Origin of the sequence: Pseudomonas sp. 2848 (assembly GCF_003253945.1) — a bacterium.
In the GTDB taxonomy this organism is placed as follows: domain Bacteria; phylum Pseudomonadota; class Gammaproteobacteria; order Pseudomonadales; family Pseudomonadaceae; genus Aquipseudomonas.
On record NZ_QKZD01000005.1, the window covers coordinates 249840 to 270908 of the forward strand.

Annotated in this window: 13 protein-coding genes; 7 read left to right on the top strand and 6 right to left on the bottom strand. The window is 65.3% G+C overall.

Annotated elements, in window-relative coordinates:
- The first annotated feature begins 163 nt into the window (after nucleotides 1-163).
- The 4 genes from metH (at nucleotide 164) to DFS21_RS12340 (ending at nucleotide 6842) form a co-directional block, all read left to right on the top strand.
- Nucleotides 164-3871: a methionine synthase gene (metH, locus tag DFS21_RS12325; protein WP_111532389.1), complete on the top strand. Its 3708-nt coding sequence runs from the start codon at nucleotides 164-166 to the stop codon at nucleotides 3869-3871.
- A 60-nt stretch (nucleotides 3872-3931) separates the two neighbouring features.
- Nucleotides 3932-5044 carry a saccharopine dehydrogenase family protein gene (locus DFS21_RS12330; protein ID WP_110699421.1) on the top strand — a complete coding sequence of 371 codons (1113 nt, stop codon included), beginning with the start codon at nucleotides 3932-3934 and terminating at the stop codon, nucleotides 5042-5044.
- A 1-nt stretch (nucleotide 5045) separates the two neighbouring features.
- Nucleotides 5046-5525, top strand: a complete 480-nt coding sequence (locus DFS21_RS12335) for a DUF2269 domain-containing protein (protein ID WP_110699423.1) — start codon at nucleotides 5046-5048, stop codon at nucleotides 5523-5525.
- Nucleotides 5526-5687: 162 nt separating this feature from the next.
- Nucleotides 5688-6842: a cysteine desulfurase family protein gene (locus DFS21_RS12340; RefSeq protein ID WP_110699737.1), complete on the top strand. Its 1155-nt coding sequence runs from the start codon at nucleotides 5688-5690 to the stop codon at nucleotides 6840-6842.
- A gap of 161 nt (nucleotides 6843-7003) precedes the next feature.
- Here DFS21_RS12340 and DFS21_RS12345 read toward each other — a convergent pair whose 3' ends face one another.
- Nucleotides 7004-9172 (bottom strand): TonB-dependent siderophore receptor, encoded by a 2169-nt coding sequence (locus DFS21_RS12345; protein WP_111532390.1) that lies wholly within the window; start codon nucleotides 9170-9172, stop codon nucleotides 7004-7006.
- A 258-nt stretch (nucleotides 9173-9430) separates the two neighbouring features.
- Between DFS21_RS12345 and DFS21_RS12350 the strand changes: the two genes are divergently transcribed.
- Nucleotides 9431-10285, top strand: coding sequence for a CAP domain-containing protein (locus DFS21_RS12350; protein WP_110699427.1), 855 nt, complete (start codon nucleotides 9431-9433; stop codon nucleotides 10283-10285).
- Nucleotides 10286-10332: 47 nt separating this feature from the next.
- Here the strand turns inward: DFS21_RS12350 and DFS21_RS12355 are convergent, their stop codons facing one another.
- Nucleotides 10333-11334 (bottom strand): GlxA family transcriptional regulator, encoded by a 1002-nt coding sequence (locus tag DFS21_RS12355; RefSeq protein WP_110699429.1) that lies wholly within the window; start codon nucleotides 11332-11334, stop codon nucleotides 10333-10335.
- A gap of 98 nt (nucleotides 11335-11432) precedes the next feature.
- On the opposite strand from DFS21_RS12355, the gene DFS21_RS12360 reads away from it, so the two are divergent.
- Nucleotides 11433-12044: a LysE family translocator gene (locus DFS21_RS12360; RefSeq protein ID WP_111532391.1), complete on the top strand. Its 612-nt coding sequence runs from the start codon at nucleotides 11433-11435 to the stop codon at nucleotides 12042-12044.
- Nucleotides 12045-12192: 148 nt separating this feature from the next.
- On the opposite strand, the gene DFS21_RS12365 is transcribed toward DFS21_RS12360, so the two are convergent.
- From DFS21_RS12365 to DFS21_RS12375, 3 genes are all read right to left on the bottom strand, one after another.
- The gene (locus DFS21_RS12365) at nucleotides 12193-16938 is read right to left on the bottom strand and encodes an RHS repeat domain-containing protein (protein WP_111532392.1); all 4746 of its coding nucleotides are present in this window, start codon (nucleotides 16936-16938) and stop codon (nucleotides 12193-12195) included.
- Nucleotides 16939-17046: 108 nt separating this feature from the next.
- Entirely contained in the window at nucleotides 17047-18246 is a 1200-nt protein-coding gene (locus tag DFS21_RS12370) for an MFS transporter (protein WP_110699436.1), read from the bottom strand.
- 107 nt (nucleotides 18247-18353) lie between these two features.
- Entirely contained in the window at nucleotides 18354-19253 is a 900-nt protein-coding gene (locus DFS21_RS12375; protein ID WP_111532393.1) for a LysR family transcriptional regulator, read from the bottom strand.
- Nucleotides 19254-19329: 76 nt separating this feature from the next.
- Between DFS21_RS12375 and DFS21_RS12380 the strand changes: the two genes are divergently transcribed.
- Nucleotides 19330-19659: a cupin domain-containing protein gene (locus tag DFS21_RS12380; protein WP_110699440.1), complete on the top strand. Its 330-nt coding sequence runs from the start codon at nucleotides 19330-19332 to the stop codon at nucleotides 19657-19659.
- Here DFS21_RS12380 and DFS21_RS12385 read toward each other — a convergent pair.
- On the bottom strand, nucleotides 19650-21017 hold the full coding sequence (locus DFS21_RS12385; protein WP_158539550.1) for an MATE family efflux transporter: 1368 nt from the start codon (nucleotides 21015-21017) through the stop codon (nucleotides 19650-19652). The genes DFS21_RS12380 and DFS21_RS12385 overlap by 10 nt on opposite strands.
- Nucleotides 21018-21069 lie beyond the last annotated feature (52 nt).

Here is a 21069-nt window from a genome sequence, read left to right on the forward strand (position 1 = left end):
TCCTGGTTACTTGAAGCCATCACGATGTGCCTGGCGGGTCCTGAGGTGTTGGGGGCGTCGCGCTAACATGAGGGAAATTCATGCGAATGGGCGATACGCCTAAAATCCGTGCAGCTTTGTTATTATTCGGCACCTTCTGTTATTTGCCCGACCAGGTAGTCCTATGTCCGACCGCAGCGCTCGTTTACAAGCACTCCAGAACGCACTCAAAGAGCGCATCCTGATCCTCGACGGCGGCATGGGTACTATGATCCAGAGTTACCGCCTCGAGGAACACGACTATCGTGGCACGCGCTTTGCCGATTGGCCAAGCGATGTCAAAGGCAACAACGATCTTTTGCTGCTCAGCCGCCCCGATGTGATCGCCGCGATCGAGAAAGCCTACCTGGACGCCGGCGCCGATATTCTCGAGACCAACACCTTCAACGCCACGCAGATTTCCCAGGCCGACTACGGCATGGAGGCACTGGTCTACGAGCTCAACGTCGAAGGCGCGCGCATCGCCCGCCAGGTGGCCGACGCCAAGACCCTGGAGACCCCGGACAAGCCACGCTTCGTCGCCGGCGTGCTCGGTCCTACCAGTCGCACCTGCTCGATCTCCCCGGACGTCAACGACCCCGGCTACCGCAACGTCACCTTCGACGAGCTGGTGGAAAACTACATCGAGGCCACCCGTGGCCTGATCGAGGGCGGCGCCGACCTGATCCTGATCGAGACCATCTTCGACACCCTCAACGCCAAGGCGGCGATCTTCGCCGTGCAGCAGGTGTTCGAGGACGACGGCATCGAACTGCCGATCATGATCTCCGGCACCATCACCGACGCCTCCGGCCGCACCCTGTCGGGCCAGACCACCGAGGCGTTCTGGAACTCGGTACGCCACGCCAACCCGATTTCCGTGGGCCTGAACTGCGCCCTCGGCGCCAAGGACCTGCGCCCGTACCTCGAAGAGCTGTCGACCAAGGCCGGCACCCACGTCTCCGCCCACCCCAACGCCGGCCTGCCCAACGCCTTCGGCGAGTACGATGAGACCCCGGCCGAGATGGCCGCGGTGGTCGAGGAGTTCGCCGCCAGCGGCTTCCTCAACATCATCGGCGGCTGCTGCGGCACCACCCCGCCGCACATCCAGGCCATCGCCGAGGCCGTGGCCAAGTACAAACCACGGGCGATCCCGGACATCCCCAAGGCCTGCCGCCTGTCGGGCCTCGAGCCGTTCACCATCGATCGCCAGTCGCTGTTCGTCAACGTCGGCGAGCGCACCAACATCACCGGTTCCGCCAAGTTCGCCCGGCTGATCCGCGAGGAAAACTACACCGAGGCGCTGGAAGTCGCCCTGCAGCAGGTCGAGGCCGGCGCCCAGGTGATCGACATCAACATGGACGAAGGGATGCTCGACTCCCAGGCCGCCATGGTCCGCTTCCTCAACCTGATCGCCGGCGAGCCGGACATCTCCCGGGTGCCGATCATGATCGACTCCTCCAAGTGGGAGGTGATCGAGGCGGGCCTGAAGTGCATCCAGGGCAAGGGCATCGTCAACTCCATCTCCATGAAGGAAGGCGTCGAGCAGTTCAAGCACCATGCCCGCCTGTGCAAGCGCTACGGCGCCGCCGTGGTGGTGATGGCCTTCGACGAGGTCGGCCAGGCCGACACCGCCGCGCGCAAGCGCGAGATCTGCCAGCGCAGCTACGACATCCTGGTCAACGAAGTCGGCTTCCCGCCCGAAGACATCATCTTCGACCCGAACATCTTCGCCGTCGCCACCGGCATCGAGGAGCACAACAACTACGCCGTCGACTTCATCGAGGCCTGCGCCTACATCCGCGACCACCTGCCCTATGCCCTGAGCTCGGGCGGCGTGTCCAACGTGTCGTTCTCGTTCCGTGGCAACAACCCGGTGCGCGAGGCGATCCACTCGGTGTTCCTCTACCACGCGATCAAGAACGGCCTGACCATGGGTATCGTCAACGCCGGCCAGCTGGAGATCTACGACGAGATCCCCGCCGCCCTGCGCGAAAAGGTCGAGGACGTGGTGCTCAACCGCACCCCGCACGGCACCGACGCCCTGCTGGCCATCGCCGATGACTACAAGGGCGGTGGCGCCACCAAGGAAGTGGAAAACGAAGAATGGCGCTCGATGCCGGTCGACAAGCGCCTCGAGCATGCGCTGGTCAAGGGCATCACCGCCTACATCGTCGAAGACACCGAAGAGTGCCGCCAGCAGTCGGCGCGCCCCATCGAAGTCATCGAAGGCCCGCTGATGAGCGGCATGAACGTGGTCGGCGACCTGTTCGGCGCCGGCAAGATGTTCCTGCCCCAGGTGGTGAAGTCCGCCCGCGTGATGAAACAGGCCGTGGCCCACCTGATCCCGTTCATCGAGGCCGAGAAAGGCGACAAGCCCGAAGCCAAGGGCAAGATCCTCATGGCCACGGTCAAGGGCGACGTGCACGACATCGGCAAGAACATCGTCGGCGTGGTGCTCGGTTGCAACGGCTACGACATCGTCGACATGGGCGTGATGGTCCCGGCGGAGAAGATCCTGCAGACCGCCCGCGAGCAGAAGTGCGACATCATCGGCCTGTCCGGGCTGATCACCCCGTCGCTGGACGAGATGGTCCATGTCGCCCGCGAGATGCAGCGCCAGGACTTCCACCTGCCGCTGATGATCGGCGGCGCGACCACCTCCAAGGCGCACACGGCGGTGAAGATCGAACCCAAGTACTCCAACGATGCGGTGATCTACGTCACCGACGCCTCGCGCGCGGTGGGCGTGGCCACGCAGCTGCTGTCCAAGGAACTCAAGAGCGGTTTCGTCGAGAAGACCCGCCAGGAATACGTCGAGGTGCGTGAGCGCACCGCCAACCGCAGCGCCCGCACCGAGCGCCTGAGCTACGCCCAGGCCATCGCCGCCAAGCCGCAGTACGACTGGGCCGCCTACCAGGCCGCGGTGCCCGCCTTCACCGGCGTCAAGGTGCTGGAGAACATCGACCTGCGCACCCTGGCCGAGTACATCGACTGGACGCCGTTCTTCATTTCCTGGGACCTGGCCGGCAAGTTCCCGCGCATCCTCACCGACGAAGTGGTCGGCGAAGCCGCCACGGCGCTGTACAAGGACGCCCGCGAGATGCTCGACAAGCTGATCGACGAGCAACTGATCAGCGCCCGCGCGGTGTTCGGCTTCTGGCCGGCCAACCAGGTGGCTGATGACGATATCGAGGTGTACGGTGACGCCGGCGAGACCCTGGCCACCCTGCACCACCTGCGTCAGCAGACCATCAAGCCCGACGGCAAGCCGAACTGGTCGCTGGCCGACTTCGTCGCGCCCAAGGCCAGCGGCGTGACCGACTATGTCGGCGGCTTCATCACCACCGCCGGCATCGGCGCCGAGGAAGTGGCCAAGGCCTATCAGGACAAGGGCGACGACTACAGCTCGATCATGGTCAAGGCCCTGGCCGACCGCCTGGCCGAGGCCTGCGCCGAGTGGCTGCACGAACAGGTGCGCAAGGAGCACTGGGGCTATGCCAAGGACGAGCACCTGGACAACGAGGCGCTGATCAAGGAGCAGTACAGCGGCATCCGCCCGGCGCCTGGCTACCCGGCCTGTCCGGACCACACCGAGAAGGAAACCCTGTTCCGCCTGCTCGACGGCACCGCGATCGGCGAGACCGGCCCCAGCGGCGTGTTCCTCACCGAGCACTTCGCCATGTTCCCGGCGGCGGCGGTCAGCGGCTGGTACTTCGCCCACCCGCAGGCGCAGTACTTCGCCGTGGGCAAGGTCGACAAGGACCAGATCGAGCAGTACAGCGCACGCAAGGGCCAGGACATTGCCGTGAGCGAGCGCTGGCTGGCGCCGAACCTCGGCTACGACGCCTGACCACACCGGGGCTGCTTTGCAGCCCATCGCGTTCCTCGACACATGCACAAGGACCCCAGCATGTCTCCCCGAATCCTGGTGATCGGCGCCTACGGCAACTTCGGCCGTATCATCTGCCGCCACCTGAACCAGATGTCCGCCGTGCAACTGGTGATCGCCGGCCGCAATGCCGACAGCCTCTCGCAACTGGCCGCACGGTTGAACGGCAGCGAAAGCTGGTACGGCGACGCCATGGCCCCAGGCTTCGCCCAAGCCCTACGCGACCTGCGTATCGACTGGGTGATCCACACCGGCGGCCCCTTCCAGGGCCAGCCCTACCGCGTGGCCGAAGCCTGCATCGAAGCCGGCAGCCACTATTGCGACCTGTCCGACTGCCGGCTGTTTGTCAATGGCATCGCCCAGTTGGACGAGCGCGCGCGCCAGGCCCAGGTCACCCTGCTCAGCGGCTGCAGCTCGGTGCCCAGCCTGTCGTCGGCGATTCTCGACGAACAGCGCCACCTCTTCAGCCGCATCGACCGCATCGAGCACGGCATTTCGTCCTCGGCGAAGATGCCCGGCCTGTCCACCATCGAAGGCGTGCTGGCCTATGCCGGTCGGCCCATCCGCCAGTGGCGCGACGGCCGCCCGTGCAGCGTCGACGGTTGGCTCGGCCTGCAGCTGCGCCATCTGCCGGGCCTGGGCTGGCGCCTGCTGCACAACGTCGACGTGCCGGACATGGACATCTTCGCCGAACGCTATGGCGCCCGTGACCTGGCATTCAAGGCCGGCTCCGGGCTGATGCTTGGTGGCCTGGCCAACGCGACACTGGCGCGGCTGGTCAAGCTGGGCCTTGTGCGCGACCCGCTGCCCTGGGCGCGACGCCTGCATCGGCTGGGCAGCCGTTTCGAACGCTGGGGCGATGGCAAGAGCGCGATGTACCTGGATGTCCGCGGGCTGGACCCGCAAGGGCAGCCACTGCGCCTGCAGGCCCAGGTCAGCGCCAGCGACGACAAGGGCCCGGAGATTCCCAGCTGCGCGGCGGTGGCGCTGATGGCCAGGGTCGTCGCAGGCTACCAGCCTGAACCGGGCGCCCGCCCCTGCGTCGGCGAGATCAGCGTCGAACAGTACCTGGCGGCCATCGGCGAGCCGGACAAGGTGCGCTACAGCGTCGGCTTGCAGCGCAGGCGCGCCTGAGATGAGCTACCTGCTGCTCAAGTACCTGCACATCATCGCCGCGGTATTTCTCTTCGGCTTCGGCATGGGCTCGTACCTGTACCTGATTGCCGCCAATCGCAGCGGCGATCCGCGGGTGATCGCCGCTGTGGCGCGGATGGTGGTGCGCTTCGACGCCTGGATCACCACGCCGGCGGGCGTACTGCAACTGCTGACCGGCTACGCCATGGTCAGCATGGGCGGCATGCCGTGGTCCGCCGACTGGCTACGCGCCGCGCTGCTGATCTTCTTCGCGGTCGGCGCCCTATGGCTGCCTGTGCTGCTGTTGCAGACGCGCATGCAGCGCCTCGCCGCCCAGGCAGCCGACAGCGGCGCGGCACTGGGCCAGACCTACCAGCGGCTGTATCGCCCATGGCTGTGTATGGGGGTGGTGGGGTTTGCCGGGATGTTCCTGATCGTGCTGGTGATGGTTACCAAACAGGCGCCATGGCAGTGGCTTTGATACGCCAAGAAAATATTTCTACATCCAAGCAAATAGCGAGTAGAAGTTTTTCCTGAAAGCCCCACAAGCTGGAAAAATTGGAAAACATTCATATCGCCATTTCCCTAGCATGAGTCCATGGATGCCGACAGGCGGCGTCCACGCACGGACCCGCCCTTGATCATGCCCAGCACCCCGCTCTACTTCGATTACGCCGCCACCACGCCGGTCGATGACCAGGTCATCGCCGCCATGCTCACCTGCCTGGGCCGTGAGTCAAACTTCGGCAACCCCGCCTCCAGCGGCCATTCCCACGGCCAGGCGGCCCGCGAAGCCGTCGAGCATTCCCGCCATCAGGTGGCCGTGCAGGTCGGCGCGCAGCCCGACGAGCTGGTCTGGACCTCCGGCGCCACCGAATCGAACAACCTCGCGCTCAAGGGCATCGCCCAGGGCTGCGCGCAGCCGGGGCATGTGATCACCAGCCAGCTTGAGCACAAGGCCATCCTAGACACCGCCGCCGAACTGGAGCGCCTGGGCTGGGCGGTGACCCGCCTGGCCCCGGATGCCCGAGGGTTGATCCAGCCCCAAGCGGTCCAGGCCGCGCTGCGCCCGGACACCGGCCTGGTGTCGCTGATGGCGGTGAACAACGAACTGGGCACGGTGACCGACTTTGCCGCTATCGGGGCAATCGTCCGCGAACACGGTGCGCTTTTGCACGTGGACGCGGCGCAGGCCGTGGGCAAGGTTCGGATCGACCTGGCGCAGCAGGCGGTCGACCTGATGTCGTTCTCGGCACACAAAGTCTATGGTCCCAAGGGCATCGGTGCCCTCTACGTCGGCCCTCGCGCCCGCCCGGCGATGCGTGCGCAGATGCACGGCGGCGGCCATGAGCGCGGCCTGCGCTCTGGCACCCTGGCCACCCACCAGATCGTCGGCATGGGCAGCGCCTTCGCCCTGGCCGGCCAGCCCGGCGCGGTGGAGTACCAGCGCCTGGAGCAACTCGCCCGGCGCTTGCGCGACGGCCTGCTGGCAATGCCCGGGGTCACGCTCAACGGCTGTGCGGTGCAGCGCATTCCCCACACCCTCAACCTGTGCATCGACGCCAAGGGCTTCAACAGCCTGGCCCTGGCGGGCGAGCTGGCGCTGTCGAGCACTTCGGCGTGCAACTCGGCGAGCAATGCGGCGTCCCACGTGCTGCTGGCCCTCGGCCTCGACGAACGCCAGGCGCGCAACAGCGTGCGCCTGAGCGTCGGGCGCTACACCAGCGAAGCGGACGTGGACACGGCGCTGGCGGTGTTTGGCCGGGTGATCGGCGCGGCGGCAGTAGCGCTCTGGTAAGGCAGCACGTTCGCCGGCGGGAACGGCGCCGCTGACACGCCGCATCGCCGGCAAGCCGGCTCCCACAGGGATGGCGCCTGGCTTGAGGGCGGTGCTGTCGGGGTGGGAGCCGGCTTGCCGGCGATGAGGCCCGCACAGCCGACACACGTACCGTCTAGACCTCAGAAATCAATGCTCCCCGAGAACTTCACCAGTCGCGGGTCGCCCTGGGTCAAATACCCCCCATTGGCCGACGCCCAGTAGTTCTTGTCCGTCAGGTTCTCCACGTTGACCCGCAGGGTCACCGCCTTTTCCTGCACCTTGAAGCGATAGCGCGCGCCAACGTCGAAACGGTTCCAGGTCGGCAGGCTCAGGGTGTTGGCCGGGTTGGCGTACTGCCCGCCGGTGCGCAGCATGCGCGCATTGAGCGCCACGCCCTCCAGCCCCGGCACATCCCAATCGACACTGGCATTGAGCTGGAAGGTCGGCACGCCTACCGCGTGGTTGCCATCGGCCGTGCCGCCCTGGGTGTTTTTCAGCTCGGTGTCCATGCGCGTGCCACCGGCCATCAACCGCAGCCCCGGCAGCGGCTCGCCGAACACACTGAGCTCAAGCCCCTTGTTGACCTGCTCGCCATCCTGGACGAACACATTGCCGTCGACGAAGCCATCGGTGGGCCGCTCGATGCGGAACACCGCCAGGTTGGCGCCGAAGGTCTGGTAATCGAGCTTGACCCCCGCCTCCACCTGCTTGGTCTTGGCCGGCGGGAACACCTCGCCGACATTGATCACCTGCCCTGATGCCGTGGCGCCCTGGGCCAGGCCCTCGATACGGTTGGCATACAGCGAGACCGATGGGTTGAGCTTGTAGACGATGCCGTACACCGGCGTGGTGACCGCCTCGTCATAGAAGGCGTTGCGTCCCAGGTCCGGGCCCGGCCCGTCGTAGGCGTAGCCCTCCACCCGCAATTGCTGGCGCCGCACGCCCACGGTGAGCAGCAGGGTGTCATCGAACAGGCCCACGGTGTCGGACAGCGCGATGCTGCGGTTGCGAGTCTTGCCGGTCACGCCGGGGTCGTCCAGCTTGCCGCCGACGAAGGTCGGCGTGGTCGGTTTTGGCAACGGGTCGGTGCGGTAGATATTGGTGGCCTGCGAGTTGTAGAAGACGAAGGCGTTCTCCTGCTGGGTCCAGATGCTCGCCGCGCCGATATTCAGCTGATGGCTGAGCGGCCCTGTATGGAAGCGGCCATTGATGCCGCCCATGAAGGTGGTGTTGTCCTCGTTGTGGGGGATCTTCGAGCCGCCGATGGTGGCGTCGCCGCTGGCCGCGTCGGTGAGGATCGGCGTGCCGTAGAAGCCGTTCTCGTGGGTGTGCTTGACGCCCCCCGCCAGGTAGCCGCTCCAGTTGTCGTTGAAGTCGTAGTCGCCGCGGAGCATGCCGAAGGTGTCCTCGGTCTCGGTCCAGGCCCAGTCCTGGCCGTAGTTGTGGTCGGCGTCCGGCGCATGGGGGATATCGGTCAGGCCGGCGCCCAGGCGCACTGAGTTGCGCATATGGTTGACCCGCTGCTTCTGGTAGCCGAAATCGCCCGAAACCCGGAAGTTGTCGCCACGGTAGTCGAGCCCGGCGACGAACAGCTTGCTGCGCTGGTCCTGGTCGTCGACCGCCGTCTCGCCCTCGCGCTGCGAGAGGTTCAGGCGCACGCCGAAGCGATTGTCCGCGCCGAAGCGCTGGCCAATGTCCAGGTGCTCGCCGATGCGCCCGTCACTGCTGATGTCCTGGGTGTAGCGGCGTGTCGGCGTATCGCCGGCGCGCTTGGGTTGCAGGTTGACGTTGCCGCCCAGGCCGGTGCCGGTCGGGCTGGCGCCGTTGAGAAAGGCATTGGGCCCCTTGAACACCTCGACCCGCTCCACCGCATCGGTGGAAATCATCTGCCGCGGCAGCACGCCGTACAGGCCATTGAACGCCACGTCGTCGCCATTGAGCGGCAGGCCACGGATGACGAAGACCTGGGACTGGTTGCCAAAACCGAACGACTGGCGCACCGAGGGGTCGTTGAGCAGCACGTCGCCGATGTCCTTGGCCTGCTGCTCCTCGATCAGTTGCGCGGTGTAGCTGGTCATGGTGAACGGCACGTCCATCATGTCCTGGTTGCCCAGCACGCCCATCTGCCCGCCACGGGCCACCTGGCCGCCGGCATAGGGTTCGGGCAGCTCGCCGGCAGGCGCCTTGAGCGCCTCGGCGTTGACGGCGGTGGCATCCAGCTCGATGGCGCCCTCTGCGCCATGGGCGCTGACGGCAACGGAACAGCACAGCGCAAGGAGGGTCGATTGATACGGGCAGGCACGTGTCATGGAGGGCTCCCGGGAAGGGTCAGGGCCGTCCTGGCGGATGAGAAACTGGAAGTGACTGAGTAGTGTTTCTAGCCGATAGTGCGAATTATTACCAAACAACCGCACTTTTTTGCCGACCAGCGGTCTACCCCCTCTTTTGCCGACTGCAATCGATTGCAAGGCTTGGTTTTCATAGCGCACAGGGCCGGGCCAAAAGCCTTGCGCTTGTGTAGGATGGGCAGCGCAGATCCAGACGCTGCCAGTTACAGGGAGATCCACATGCGCGTCCCATCCGTTGCCTGCCTCGGCCTGACGCTGGGCCTGCTTGCCGCGACCGGCAGCCAGGTGTATGCCGGCGAAGAGGCGCAACTGATCGATACGATCAACGTCTACCGCAGCCAGGCCCAGCGCTGTGGCGGCGAGGCTTCGCTGGAGCTGCCGCCGCTCAACAGCGACACCCGCCTGGCGCTGTCGCCGGAGGGCACCCGCGACCTGCAGCAGGCCATGACCCGCGCCGCCTACCCGATGGTCAACGTGCAGGCCATCAGCCTGTCCGGCCCACGGGATGCCAAGGCGGCGATGAAAGCCATTGAGGAGAGCTTCTGCCAGGTGGTGCTCGACCCGCAGTTCGTCGATATCGGTGTCAGCCAGGAGGGGCGCGACTGGCGCATCGTCCTGGCCCGCCCGCTGCTCAGCGGGCGCCTGGGCGACTGGCAGGCCGAAGGGCAGAAGCTGTTGCAGGAGATCAACGCCGCGCGCAACCTGCCGCGCCAGTGTGGCGGCCAGCCCTACCCCGCCGCCCCGGCGCTGGCCTGGAGCGCAACCCTGGCCGGCGTCGCCGCCAACCACACCCGGGCCATGGCCAACCAGAACTTCTTCGACCATATCGACCGCGATGGCCGCACGCCGGGCGACCGCGCGGAACTGGCCGGCTACCTGTACCGGCAGATCGGCGAGAACATCGCCGCCGGGCGCGATACCGCGCGCAAGGTGGTCGATGGCTGGCTGGCCAGTCCCGGGCACTGTGCCACGCTGATGAACGCGGATTTCCGCGAACTGGGGGCGGCGTATGCGGTGGACCCGAAGAGCGACGCGGGGATCTACTGGACAGGGTTGTTCGGTACGCCGCAGTAAACCCACATCGCCGGGCAAGCCCGCTCCCACGCCCCGCACGCCGCGGGTCAGACGCTGGCAGCAGGCTTGCCCCGCGATGAGTCCGGCTCGGACCTGCGCAGCGCCAGCGCCGTACAACCGAAGCGCCGCCGCACCCACTTGCCCAGGTAACTGGCATCGCCCATGCCCACTTCATCGGCGATCTGCGCCAGGCTGTGGCTGGAGTTGAGCAATCGCCAGCGCGCCTGCTGCAGGCGCAGCTCCTGCCACCAGGCCTTGGCGCTCATGCCATGGCAGGCCTGGAACTGGCGGTCGAGCTGGCGCCGGCTGATCCCCAGCTCCGCCGCCAGCGCCTCCACCGGCAGCCGCGCCGCCAGGTGATGGCGCATCAGCGCCGTGGCCCGTTGCACCTGGCGCCCCTCCCCGGCGCCGGCCTCCAGCGAGCGCAAGGCGTGGCGGCTGTCGCGGCTTTCATCCACCAGCATGTCGGCCAGGCCCTTGAGCGCTCGGGCGCGGCCGCTGGCGCGGGCGATCAGCTCCACCGCCAGGTCGATGGCCGCCGTGCCGCCGGCGCAGGTGATACGGCTGCCGTCGAAGCAATACAACTGCCCGGTCAGCAGCCGCACACGGGGAAACGCCACGCGGAACTCGGCCTCATGACGCCAGTGCACCACCACCTGATGACCGTCCAGCAGGCCACAGGCCGCCAGCAGGAAGGCCGCGTTGTCGACGCAGACCAGCCTCACCCCCGCCTTGGCCGCCTGTTTCAGCAAGGCCCGGTAGCGCGGCGCCAAGGCTGCCGTGGCGCTGGCATTGCGCCCGCCGAACAGCACCAGATGGTCGTAGGCGCTCCAGTCGACCTGTGCAGGCGTCGCTTCCACCTGCAGCATGGCCCCGCTGCTGGACGGCACAGGCGCCAGGTCCAGGCCGATCACGGTCCAGCGGCAGTAGCGCTGGCGGCTGTAGTCCTCGTCGTCGGCGGAAAAGCGCAGCTTGTCGAGGAAGGCGCCGAAGGGCAGCAAGGCGAATTCCGGCAGCGGCAGGATCAGCAGACGCAGGTCGGGTGTCATGGCAATGTCCGGATATGACCATCAGTTGTCCGAATACTACCCTGCATTGCTACCACCCTGCCCTACACTGGCGCCCTCACCACCGACAAGGCACACCCATGGCACTCGACACCTGGCTCATCTACCTGCTCGCCAGCATCGGCCTGTCACTGACCCCAGGCCCCAACAGCCTGCTGGCCCTGACCCATGGCGCGCTGTACGGCGCCCGGCGCACGCTGTTCACCATCGGCGGCGGAGTGTTCGGTTTCAGCGCCCTGATCGCCCTGACCATGTTCGGCCTGAGTGCCCTGCTGCACGCCTCGGCCTCGGTGCTGACGGTGCTCAAGTGGGTGGGCGGGGGCTACCTGGTCTGGCTGGGGATCCAGCTGTGGCGCACCCCGGCGCTGCATCTCGAGTTGCCCCGCGGCAGTACCGCGCTGAGCAATGCCGGGCTGTTCCGCCAGGGCTGCCTGTCGGCGCTGGCCAACCCCAAGGTGCTGTTGTTCTATGGCGCGTTCCTGCCGCAATTCATCGACCCGCAGCGCGGCCTGCTGCTGCAGTTCGTGGTGATGGCGGCGACCTTCGCCAGTGTCGAGTGCCTGGTGGAGTACCTGCTGGCGCGCCTGGCATTTCGCATCCGGCCGTGGCTGGCCAAGGGTGGCCGGGGGTTCAACCGCGCCTGTGGCGGCCTGTTTGCGCTGATCGGCGTGGCCTTGCCGCTGGGGCGCTGAATGTATCTGCAGGTGCGGCTTGCCCGCGATGGCATTCGATCAGCCAAAGACTGACGCTTGCTGGAACGCTATCGCGGGCAACCCGGCCCCCAGCAACGCCTGGGGGTGGCAAGGTCATTTTAGTTTGAACAAGCGCACCCAATTGCCCCTATGGCAGGATGTTGAAGTTGCCCACCCACGAATTGGCGCTTTTCAGCGCGCCATCCTCAAACGCTTCGGTAACATCCAGCACGCCGGTTACGCCAGACACGACCGTACTTACATCGTCAACGCCCAGCGCCTTGAAGGCCAGTTTCAATGGGCCGTCTTCCTTGACGATGCCCTGCAGGGCCCCGGTGTAATCGGTCCGTATGTTCGGGCGCAAGCCATCGAATGTCCCGATGCGCAGTTCGCCCAACGACTCCTTGGCGATGCTACGCAACGCGCCAGGCACCGGTTTGACCACACTTTTCGGCAGCCGGCCAGGCCCTTGCCGGAGACTGCGCAAGGCATTGGCTCCTTTTTGCAGCAATTGCCGCGCAACCTGCCTGCCCGAACGCGCCAGTTGCACGGTGAGCCTGGCAAGCTTCTTACCCAGCTGCGCCACTCCGCCTACCAGGCCCGCGCCCAACGACACCCAACCCAGGATCCGCGACGCTTCGGGGTCGCTTTCGGCAACGATCGCCCCGGCAACGGCAGTCGCCGCCGAGGCCACCGCCAGGCCCACCAGCGCCGCGGTGATCATCAGCGAGGTACCGCCGGTCATCACCGCCGAAAGCACCGTGATCCCACCGAAGATGATCGCGCTGACCAGCGTGCCGTGCTTGCCCAAACTTATCGGTGCCGGTTCGCAGGCCGTATAGTCCCAGTACTCGCGTTGCAACTTCCACTGCCCGGTCGGGTCGGTGTGGTTCACCGGATCGCCGTCGCAGTAGCCATAGGCGTTCGGCCCGCCCTCGCCGAACGGGCTGGCACCATCCTGGGCCTGGAACTGCATGAGTTGCGGCGCGTACCAACGATAGCCACTTCCCAAAGGATACTGGTCGCCCTCGGCCTCGCGGTATTCACCGTTGTAGCCGTGCAGGGCACCCTGCTCGTCCGAGCTGTGCGCGCCATAGGCGCTGTAGGCGTGGTGCACCGGCTTGCGCGATACCACGTCGAAGCTGACCAGCACGCTGCCATCCTCATCGCACAGGTTGAGCAACGTGCGCTCGCTGGTGCCGGCCTTGTTTTTCTGTACCAGGCAGGCACTGCTGCCCGGCAACACGATACGCTGGTCCTTGTGCTCGCCCACCGGGTACTCGCCGCGCACACGGTAGCCTTCGTGGATCAACTGGTGCGGCGTGGCGCCCTCTTTGTCGGCACTGCTGGCCAAGCGGTTCAGCGGGTCGTAGGTGTAGTGCCGCGAGCCGGACTGCACCAGCCGCCCCAGCCAGTCGTAGGCGTAGGTCTTGCCGGCTGCGTCCTTGGTCACGCGGCCGGCCGCGTCGTACACGATCGTCACGACGGGCTTGTAGTCGGCATGGCTATGCTCGACCTTCTGCAGCCGATAGCCCTTGGCGCTGTCGTAGGAATAGGTGGAAGTACAGCTCTGCTTGTCAAAGGTGCTGATGCAGGTTTTCACGTTGCCCAGGTTGTCATAGGTGAACGCCTGCTTGCTGATCGCCGTGCCCTTGGGTGTCTTCGGTTGCCAGACACCGGTCGAACTGCAGGTTTCCACGGCACCGCCCACGGTATAGCTGTAGGTGTGCGAGCCCAGGGTTTTCTTGGCCTGCTCGTCGTAGAGCTCGATGAATTTCAGGCGCCCTTCGCCACTGTACTTACGCTTGATGCTCAGGTCGAAGGCCTTGTCCAGGGTAAATTGCCGCTGCGTTTCCGCGCCGCTGCCGTCGAAGGCGTACGTTACTGTGACCTTGTCGTTGCCAACAGTGATCGTATCGGTATCCCGGCGCCCACGCTCGTCATAGGTGTGTTGGGTCGTGGTGTCGCCACTGACCACCTTGTTGCGCTGCCCTTTGCCGTTGTAGCTGAACACGCTCTTGTTACCGGCCGCGTCGGTTTCAGACAGCAGACGCCCCCCTTCGGAAACGCTGCGGCTTACCGTGGTACTGGCCTTGGCGCTCAGTTTGGCCTGCTGCTTGGTCCATTGATTGCGTTGATGATCGAAAGTGATCACCTGCCCGCCCTCGCTCGCCGTGGCTTGGCTGCTACTGCCATGGGCATAGGTGAACGTCTGTTTGCCCAGCTGCTTGTCATCGGCGCTTTTGCCGGTCACGCTCTTGACCTGGTTGCCCAGCTCGGGGAAATACTCGAACGCCAGCGTGACACCGTCGGCCCCCGTGCGTGACTCCGGCACGCTGTTGACGCCTGCGTACTTGTAGGTTTCGCTGATATCGCCGCGGCTCAAACACTTCACCCGACCCAAGCCGTCGAACTCGCGCTCGCCAAGCGCCTGGCCATCCAGGCTGATCTTGGTGGGCTCGGTCATCAGCCAGTTGGCGGGGTACTTGTAGCTGTAGGCGTAGGTGGTTTTTTCTTTGGCATCGACGCTGGTCCGCTCATCATGGGCCTGCTTGAGCATGCGCCCGGCAGCATCATAGGTGTAGGTGGTGCACCGCCAACTGCCTTCACCCTCGATCGTGCGGGTTTCTACCTGTGCGGCGTGGGTGTAGGTCAGTGTTTCTTGCTGGCACTGTTTGCCCTGCGCATCCGTCCAGACGATGCTGGCCACGGTGTTGTCATCGTTGTAGGTGGTGACCTTGCGCTGCTTGTCCGTCGCCCGGCCGCTCCACTCGGTGCGGGTATGCGCCACCGGGTCATACTGGTTGAACACCTGCTGACCGGTGCTGTAGGTTTGCTGGCACTCCTGGTTCCAACCATCGTACTTCAGCTCGCACCACTCGCTGACCTGGGTGCCGTCGGCCAGGTAGTCGTAGCGAATGGTCTTGCTCTTGCGGCCACGGTTGTCGTATTCGACTTTCAGCGTCTGGCGCCAGGGTTTCTTGACATCCTCGCGCACGTACTCGGCGATCAGGTTGCCCAGGCCATCGTCCTCGGTGGCCCGCTGCCGGCCATCGGGCTCGGTGATCTCCAGGCGCCCGACACTGGGGTAGCTGTAGGTGGTCACTTGCTTGAACGTATCACTTTGGGCGCAGCGCGTGAGGGTCTCCAGGCGGCCATAATCGTCATAGTCATAGGTGGTCTGGTTGCCCTGTACATCCGTCTGCTCAATCAGGCGGCCACTGAGAACGCTGGTTGTTTCGCTCTCCGCGTCCCGCGTACCGGCAAGCCGCTCAAGCTCGTCTACCTCAACATAAAGTTCTTTTTTGCTGATAGGTACCCACTGGCCCTCAGCATCTTGATAATCGTGAGATACCTCCGCTAGCCTACCTGTATCTCTATCGTACGTTCTGAGTTCCCGTATCTTCGCCACTTGCCCAGTGGAAAAGCTCATCACAACAATCGTTAATAACGGACCCCGATAAGCAATTTTCGATTCAACGGTTAACTTAGCCCACGCAAATAGGTCCGCGCGCAGGCGTGAAGCATACATTTTCTCAAGCACTACCTCTTCAGGACCGCCTTTGACATTTAAATCGGAGTGCTCGACCTTAAACCCCATATGCTTACAATAACTATCCAACTCCGAACTACTACTTGCCACCTTAAACAATCGACTATCATCAGGAGTAGTCTTTCTCAACAAGCGACCCGCTCCAAAAACACTTTCATCGTTGATGCTTCGACACCCTGTACTCGCATTCGAATATGAAACCTTGATTGCTGTCTTCGCATTCGAATTTGAATACTCCTTCGTTATCTCACATGCGCCCTCGCTGGTCGTCTCCTTTACTCGCTCATGGGATTTATTGTAGTAATACACAGTCTTGCACGCGCCGTTTCCCTGAGAGGTAGTGGTTGAGTACTGGCCATCACTGGCGTTGTCCCGCTGATAATCATAGGTCGTCACAATAGGTTGGCTCATCCCACCTCGGGGAGTAATAGTGTGCTGGCTGACACAGGGCAATGCCGACAGTTTGGGGTTATCTTTGAACGTCAGCCCGTTATCCTTGTAGGCCACCGCCTCCTTCACTCCTTCGAATGTCGTGAGTTCGTTGAGCAGGCGACCACATTGGGCATGCTCTTGATATTTGAATTCACAAGCACTGCCGTCGGGGGCGTCGACCCGTTTCAAGGCATAGTCCGCCAGGGTCAGTGTGAAGCTCACATGCTCGCTGGCCTCATCCGGCCAATAGGCCAGCGTGACCTCGGTATCGGTATAAGTAAGCTCGACCAACGTACGGCTACCGTCCGAGATCTGCGCAAGGCGAATGTAACTGGCTCCAAGTGCTTTCTTTTCCAGAGTACCTTGAAGCAATTCGGCGTATTTTTTCTTTACCGACGGTTCGAGAGCTTGTTGCTGCCACGTCAGCTCTACATCGGCAGTGGGAGAGCTTATGCTCTGGGGCATCCATACTTTGCTGTTTCCTACTTGCTCTAGCGAATCTTTCCGACCATCTGGGCGCCTCACTGTTACAAGCGGGTTATCTTCGTCCCATTCCACCTTTACACCATGCGCCTCGAGGTCCTTGCCTTTCTCAACCCTCAGCACCTCCCCCGAATGCAGCGTCAATTGCTGCTGTTCTTCCCGATAACAGGTAAAGGCAAACGACCAGCCATCCCCCAGACCGGCATGGTTGTTGACCAAGGGTGAATAGAACAGGCTCATGTCCACCACAGGGCCTTCACCGTCGCCGCCCACAATCGAGGGCAAGGGCACGTAGGCTTCGAACAACCCCGTGCGCGGGTCCACGGCATTGCACTTCTGCGTGGTGGCATTGAAAATCGCGTGGTTCTGCTGATCGCATGGATCCACCCCGAATGGATGGTGGACAACGCTGCTGGTGCTGCTCATGGTAAGCCTCCGTGCCCTGCATGGTTGGTGTCGCCACAGCGTGCTACGGCAGGAACGCCTCGGCTACTGACAAAATTATTAGGTCGGGATGGCTTGAAGTGGTCGCCCTCAGGCCCGCTGCGCCCTCACCACGAACAGCATCAGTGCCACGGCCGGCAACACAGCCCCCAACAGCGCCACCCCCTGCCAGCCGAACTGCGCATACACCCCGCTGGCCAGCGCCGAGCCCACGGCGCCGCCGAGGAAGATGCTGGTCATGTACAGGGCATTCAAGCGGCCACGGCTGGCCGGATCCAGCGCGTACACCTCGCGCTGGCCGATGACCAGGTTCATCTGCACGGCAAAATCCAGCAGCACCCCGGTCAGCCCCAGGCCGATCACGCTCATGCCCGCGGTACTCAGGCCGCCGAGCAACGCCAGCGGCGCCAGGCTCAGCGCCAGCAACGAAGCGCGCCGTCCATGTCCGGTATCGGCCAACCGCCCGGCCAACGGCGCCGCCACCGCGCCCACCGCCCCGACCAGGGCAAACAGGGCAATCTGGCTCTGCGACAGGCCATGTTCAGCGGCCAGCGCCAGCGGCACCGCCGTCCAGTACAGGCTGAACGCCGCGAACATCAGCGCCTGGTACAACGCCCGCTGGCGCAACACCGGATAACGGCGCAACAGCACCAGCAAAGAGGCCATCAACCCGGCATAGCTGGCCTTGTGCTCGGGGACGCGGCGCGGCAGGGTCGACGCCAGCAGCAGGATGATCGCCAGCATCAACCCGGCGGCACCGACGAACACCGCACGCCAGCCGAAATGGTCCGCCACCAGGCTTGCCAGTGGACGCGCCAGGAGGATCCCCAGCAGCAACCCACCCATGATGTTGCCGACCACCCTGCCACGCTCGCGCTCCGGCGCCAGATGCGCCGCCAGCGGTATCAGCATCTGCACCGCCACCGAACTGAAGCCGATCAGCAACGCGTACAGCAGGAACACCTCGCCCTGCCCATGGCCGCTGGTGCCAGCCAGCAACAGGCTGCCGGCGGCCAGCACCGCCGTGGCGACCATCAGCCGGCGGTTCTCCAGCAGGTCGGCCAGCGGCACCAGGAACAACAGGCCCAGGGCGTAGCCGATCTGGGTCAGGGACACGATCAGGCCGGCCCGCTCGGTGGACAGGCCAACCTCCGGGGCGATCAGGCCGACGATGGGTTGGGCATAGTAGATGTTGGCGACGATGGCGCCGCAGCAGAACGCCAGCAGCATCACCAGGGCGCGACTCAGGCCTGGGGCCGCCGGCTGGGCGACGGCGAGGGAGGGATTCATTCGAGGGTACCTCGGCTTGCGAAAGGATGTGCGCGAAGGGTGACGGACATTCGCCCCGGGGAGAATCCATCACCTGCGCAACAGGCCTTTGCGCGACACGCAACGCCTCAGCCTGCCAGCAGCCCCTCACAGAAGGCGACGAACGCCATCACCCGTCGCGAACCACGGTGATTGGGCAGGTACAGGGCGTTGATGCTGGCGTTGGCATTGCCCGGACTCACCGTCCAGTCGGCGAACAGCCGTTGCAGGCGCCCGGCCTCGACATCCTCGCGCACCAGCCAGTCGGCCAGCAACGCCACCCCACTGCCAGCGATCGCCGCCTCGCGCAACAGGTCGGCATTGGCGCTGCGCAGCGGGCCGCTGATATCCAGTTCCAGGCATTGCTCGCCCTGGCTCAGGCGCCAGGGCCGCGCCGACTGGCCGTAACGAAAACGCAGGCAGGCGTGATCGGCCAGTTGTCGCGGTTCGCCGAGCGGCGGGTGCTGACGCAGGTACGCGGGGCTTGCCACCAGCCAACGCTCGAAGCGGCCCAGCGGCCGGCACACCAGTTCATCGCCGGGCGCCGGTTCGCCCAGGCGGATGGCCAAGTCGTAGCGCCCGTCGAGCAGGTCGTCGAAACGGTCGCTGAGGTCGATGTCCAGCTCCAGGGCCGGGTGACGGGCGAGAAACGCCCCCAGGTGCGGGGCAATCACCCGCCGGCCGAACTCCACCGGCAGACACAGGCGCAGCACCCCCACCGGCTCCTCGCCACGGTCGGCGACGCTGGCGTCGGCTTCGGCCAACGCCTCGAGGATCTCGCGGGCGCGCTGGTAGTAGCTGGTGCCGGCCTCGGTCAGGCTGACCTGGCGTGTGGAGCGGTTGAGCAGGCTGGCCCCGAGCGCCTGTTCGAGGGCATCGACCTGGCGGGTCACCGAAGACGTCGCCACCCCCAGCCTGCGCGCGGCGGCGGAAAAACCCCCGGTCTCGGCGGTGGCCATGAACACCTTGATCGCCAGCAGCTTGTCCATCGTGGTTTTCCGTGGGGCAAAAGCCGAAACCTTCCTACAATTGCCCCTCTGCAATCAACCACCCGTGAGCCGTCCCATGCCCGACAACCTGTTCACCGCCCTGCCACCGCTGACCCCCGAGGCCGATGAGCAATTCACCGAACTGCTGCGGCGGCCGGGCTTGCGCATCGAACGCATCGTCTCCAGCGGCCAGGCCAGCCCTGAGGGGTTCTGGTACGACCAGGCCGAGGGCGAATGGGTGGTCGTGCTCAGCGGCAGCGCCGGGCTGCGCCTGGAGCACGAGACGCACACCCGCGTGCTGCGCGCAGGCGACCACCTGGACATCCCGCCCCGCTGCCGCCACCGCGTGGAGTGGACCGAGCCCGGCGTGGCCACGGTGTGGCTGGCGGTTTTCTATCAGGGCTGAACCAGCGCCGCGGTGAGCGGCCTTGCCTGCAGCCGATAGAAACGCCACGGCAGCAGCACCGCCGACACCGCCAGGCCACAGGCGAAGCCCACCCACACACCCACCGGGCCCAGCGCGGAATGGAAGGCCAGCCAGTAGCTCATCGGCAGCGCCAGCAACCAGTAGCTGACCAAGGTCACCCCCACCGGCCAGCGGTAGTCCTGCAGGCCACGCAAGGCGCCCAGCGCGGTGGATTGCAGGCCGTCGGCCACCTGCATCGCCGCGACCACCACGAACATCGGCACGGCGATGGCGATGACCTGCGGGTCGTCGCTCATGGCCTCGGCGATGCGCCGCCCGAACAGCGCCAGCAGCACGGTGGCCACCAGCATCCAGGCGGTGACGCTGGCGAAGGTGGCGCTGCCGATGGCGCGGATGCGCGCCGTCTCGCCGCGGCCCTGGGCCTGGCTGATGCGAATGCTCACCGCCGCGGCCATGCCCAGCGGCAGCATGTACAGCAGCGCGCCGATCGACTGCACCACCTGGTTGGCGGCCAACGCGGCATTGCCCAGCCAGCCAAGCATCCATGCCGCGATCACCACCGCGCCGGCCTCGGCCAGGTAGCCCAACCCCAGTGGCCAGCCCTCGCCAAGCAGCGTGCGCCAGGACAAACGCGGCCCCTGTGGCGCCTGGCGATAGCGCGCCAACGACGGCGCCATCCGCCAATAGGCCAGGGCCAGCAGCACCGCCAGCGACTCGGCGATCACCCCGGCGATGCCCGCACCCAGCAACCCCAGCGCCGGCAAGCCGAAATGTCCATGGATCAGGCCATAGCTCAGCGGCAGGTTGAACAGCACTGCGCTCATCACCAGCAGCACGGCCACCCAAGGCCGGCCGATGGCCTCCAGCACGTCCTTGAACACCACCGCCAGGCAGTACGGAATCAGGAACACCGCCATGGCCTGCCAGTACGGCGTCAGCAGGGCCACATCCGGCAGCGGCACGCCCAGCCATTGCACCAGCGGCAACGTGGCCAGCATGGCCAGGCAGCCGAGGATGCCGACCAGCAACCCATAGCCGAGGCCGCCACGCAGCGTGCGTGCCACCTCGCCCGGATCATCGGCGCCGAAGGCGTGGCCGACGCGCACGCTGAGGGTGGCGAGCATGCCGTACAGCCCGGCATGGAAAATCAGCCCGGCACTGCTGGTCAGCGCGACACAGGCCAGCACCAGCGTGCCCAGCGAGGCCAGCAGCACGGTGTCGGTCAGGCTGATCAGCTCGGCCGCCGACAGGCCCAGCACCAGCGGCAGTGCCAGGCGCAGCAGGCCCGGCAGCTCGCCCAGCCAGGCAGTGGGTTTACGCGAAACGAGGGCAGACACGGTGACAACCTCCAATTGACATACGCCGCGTATGCTAATGCCATTTATTGAC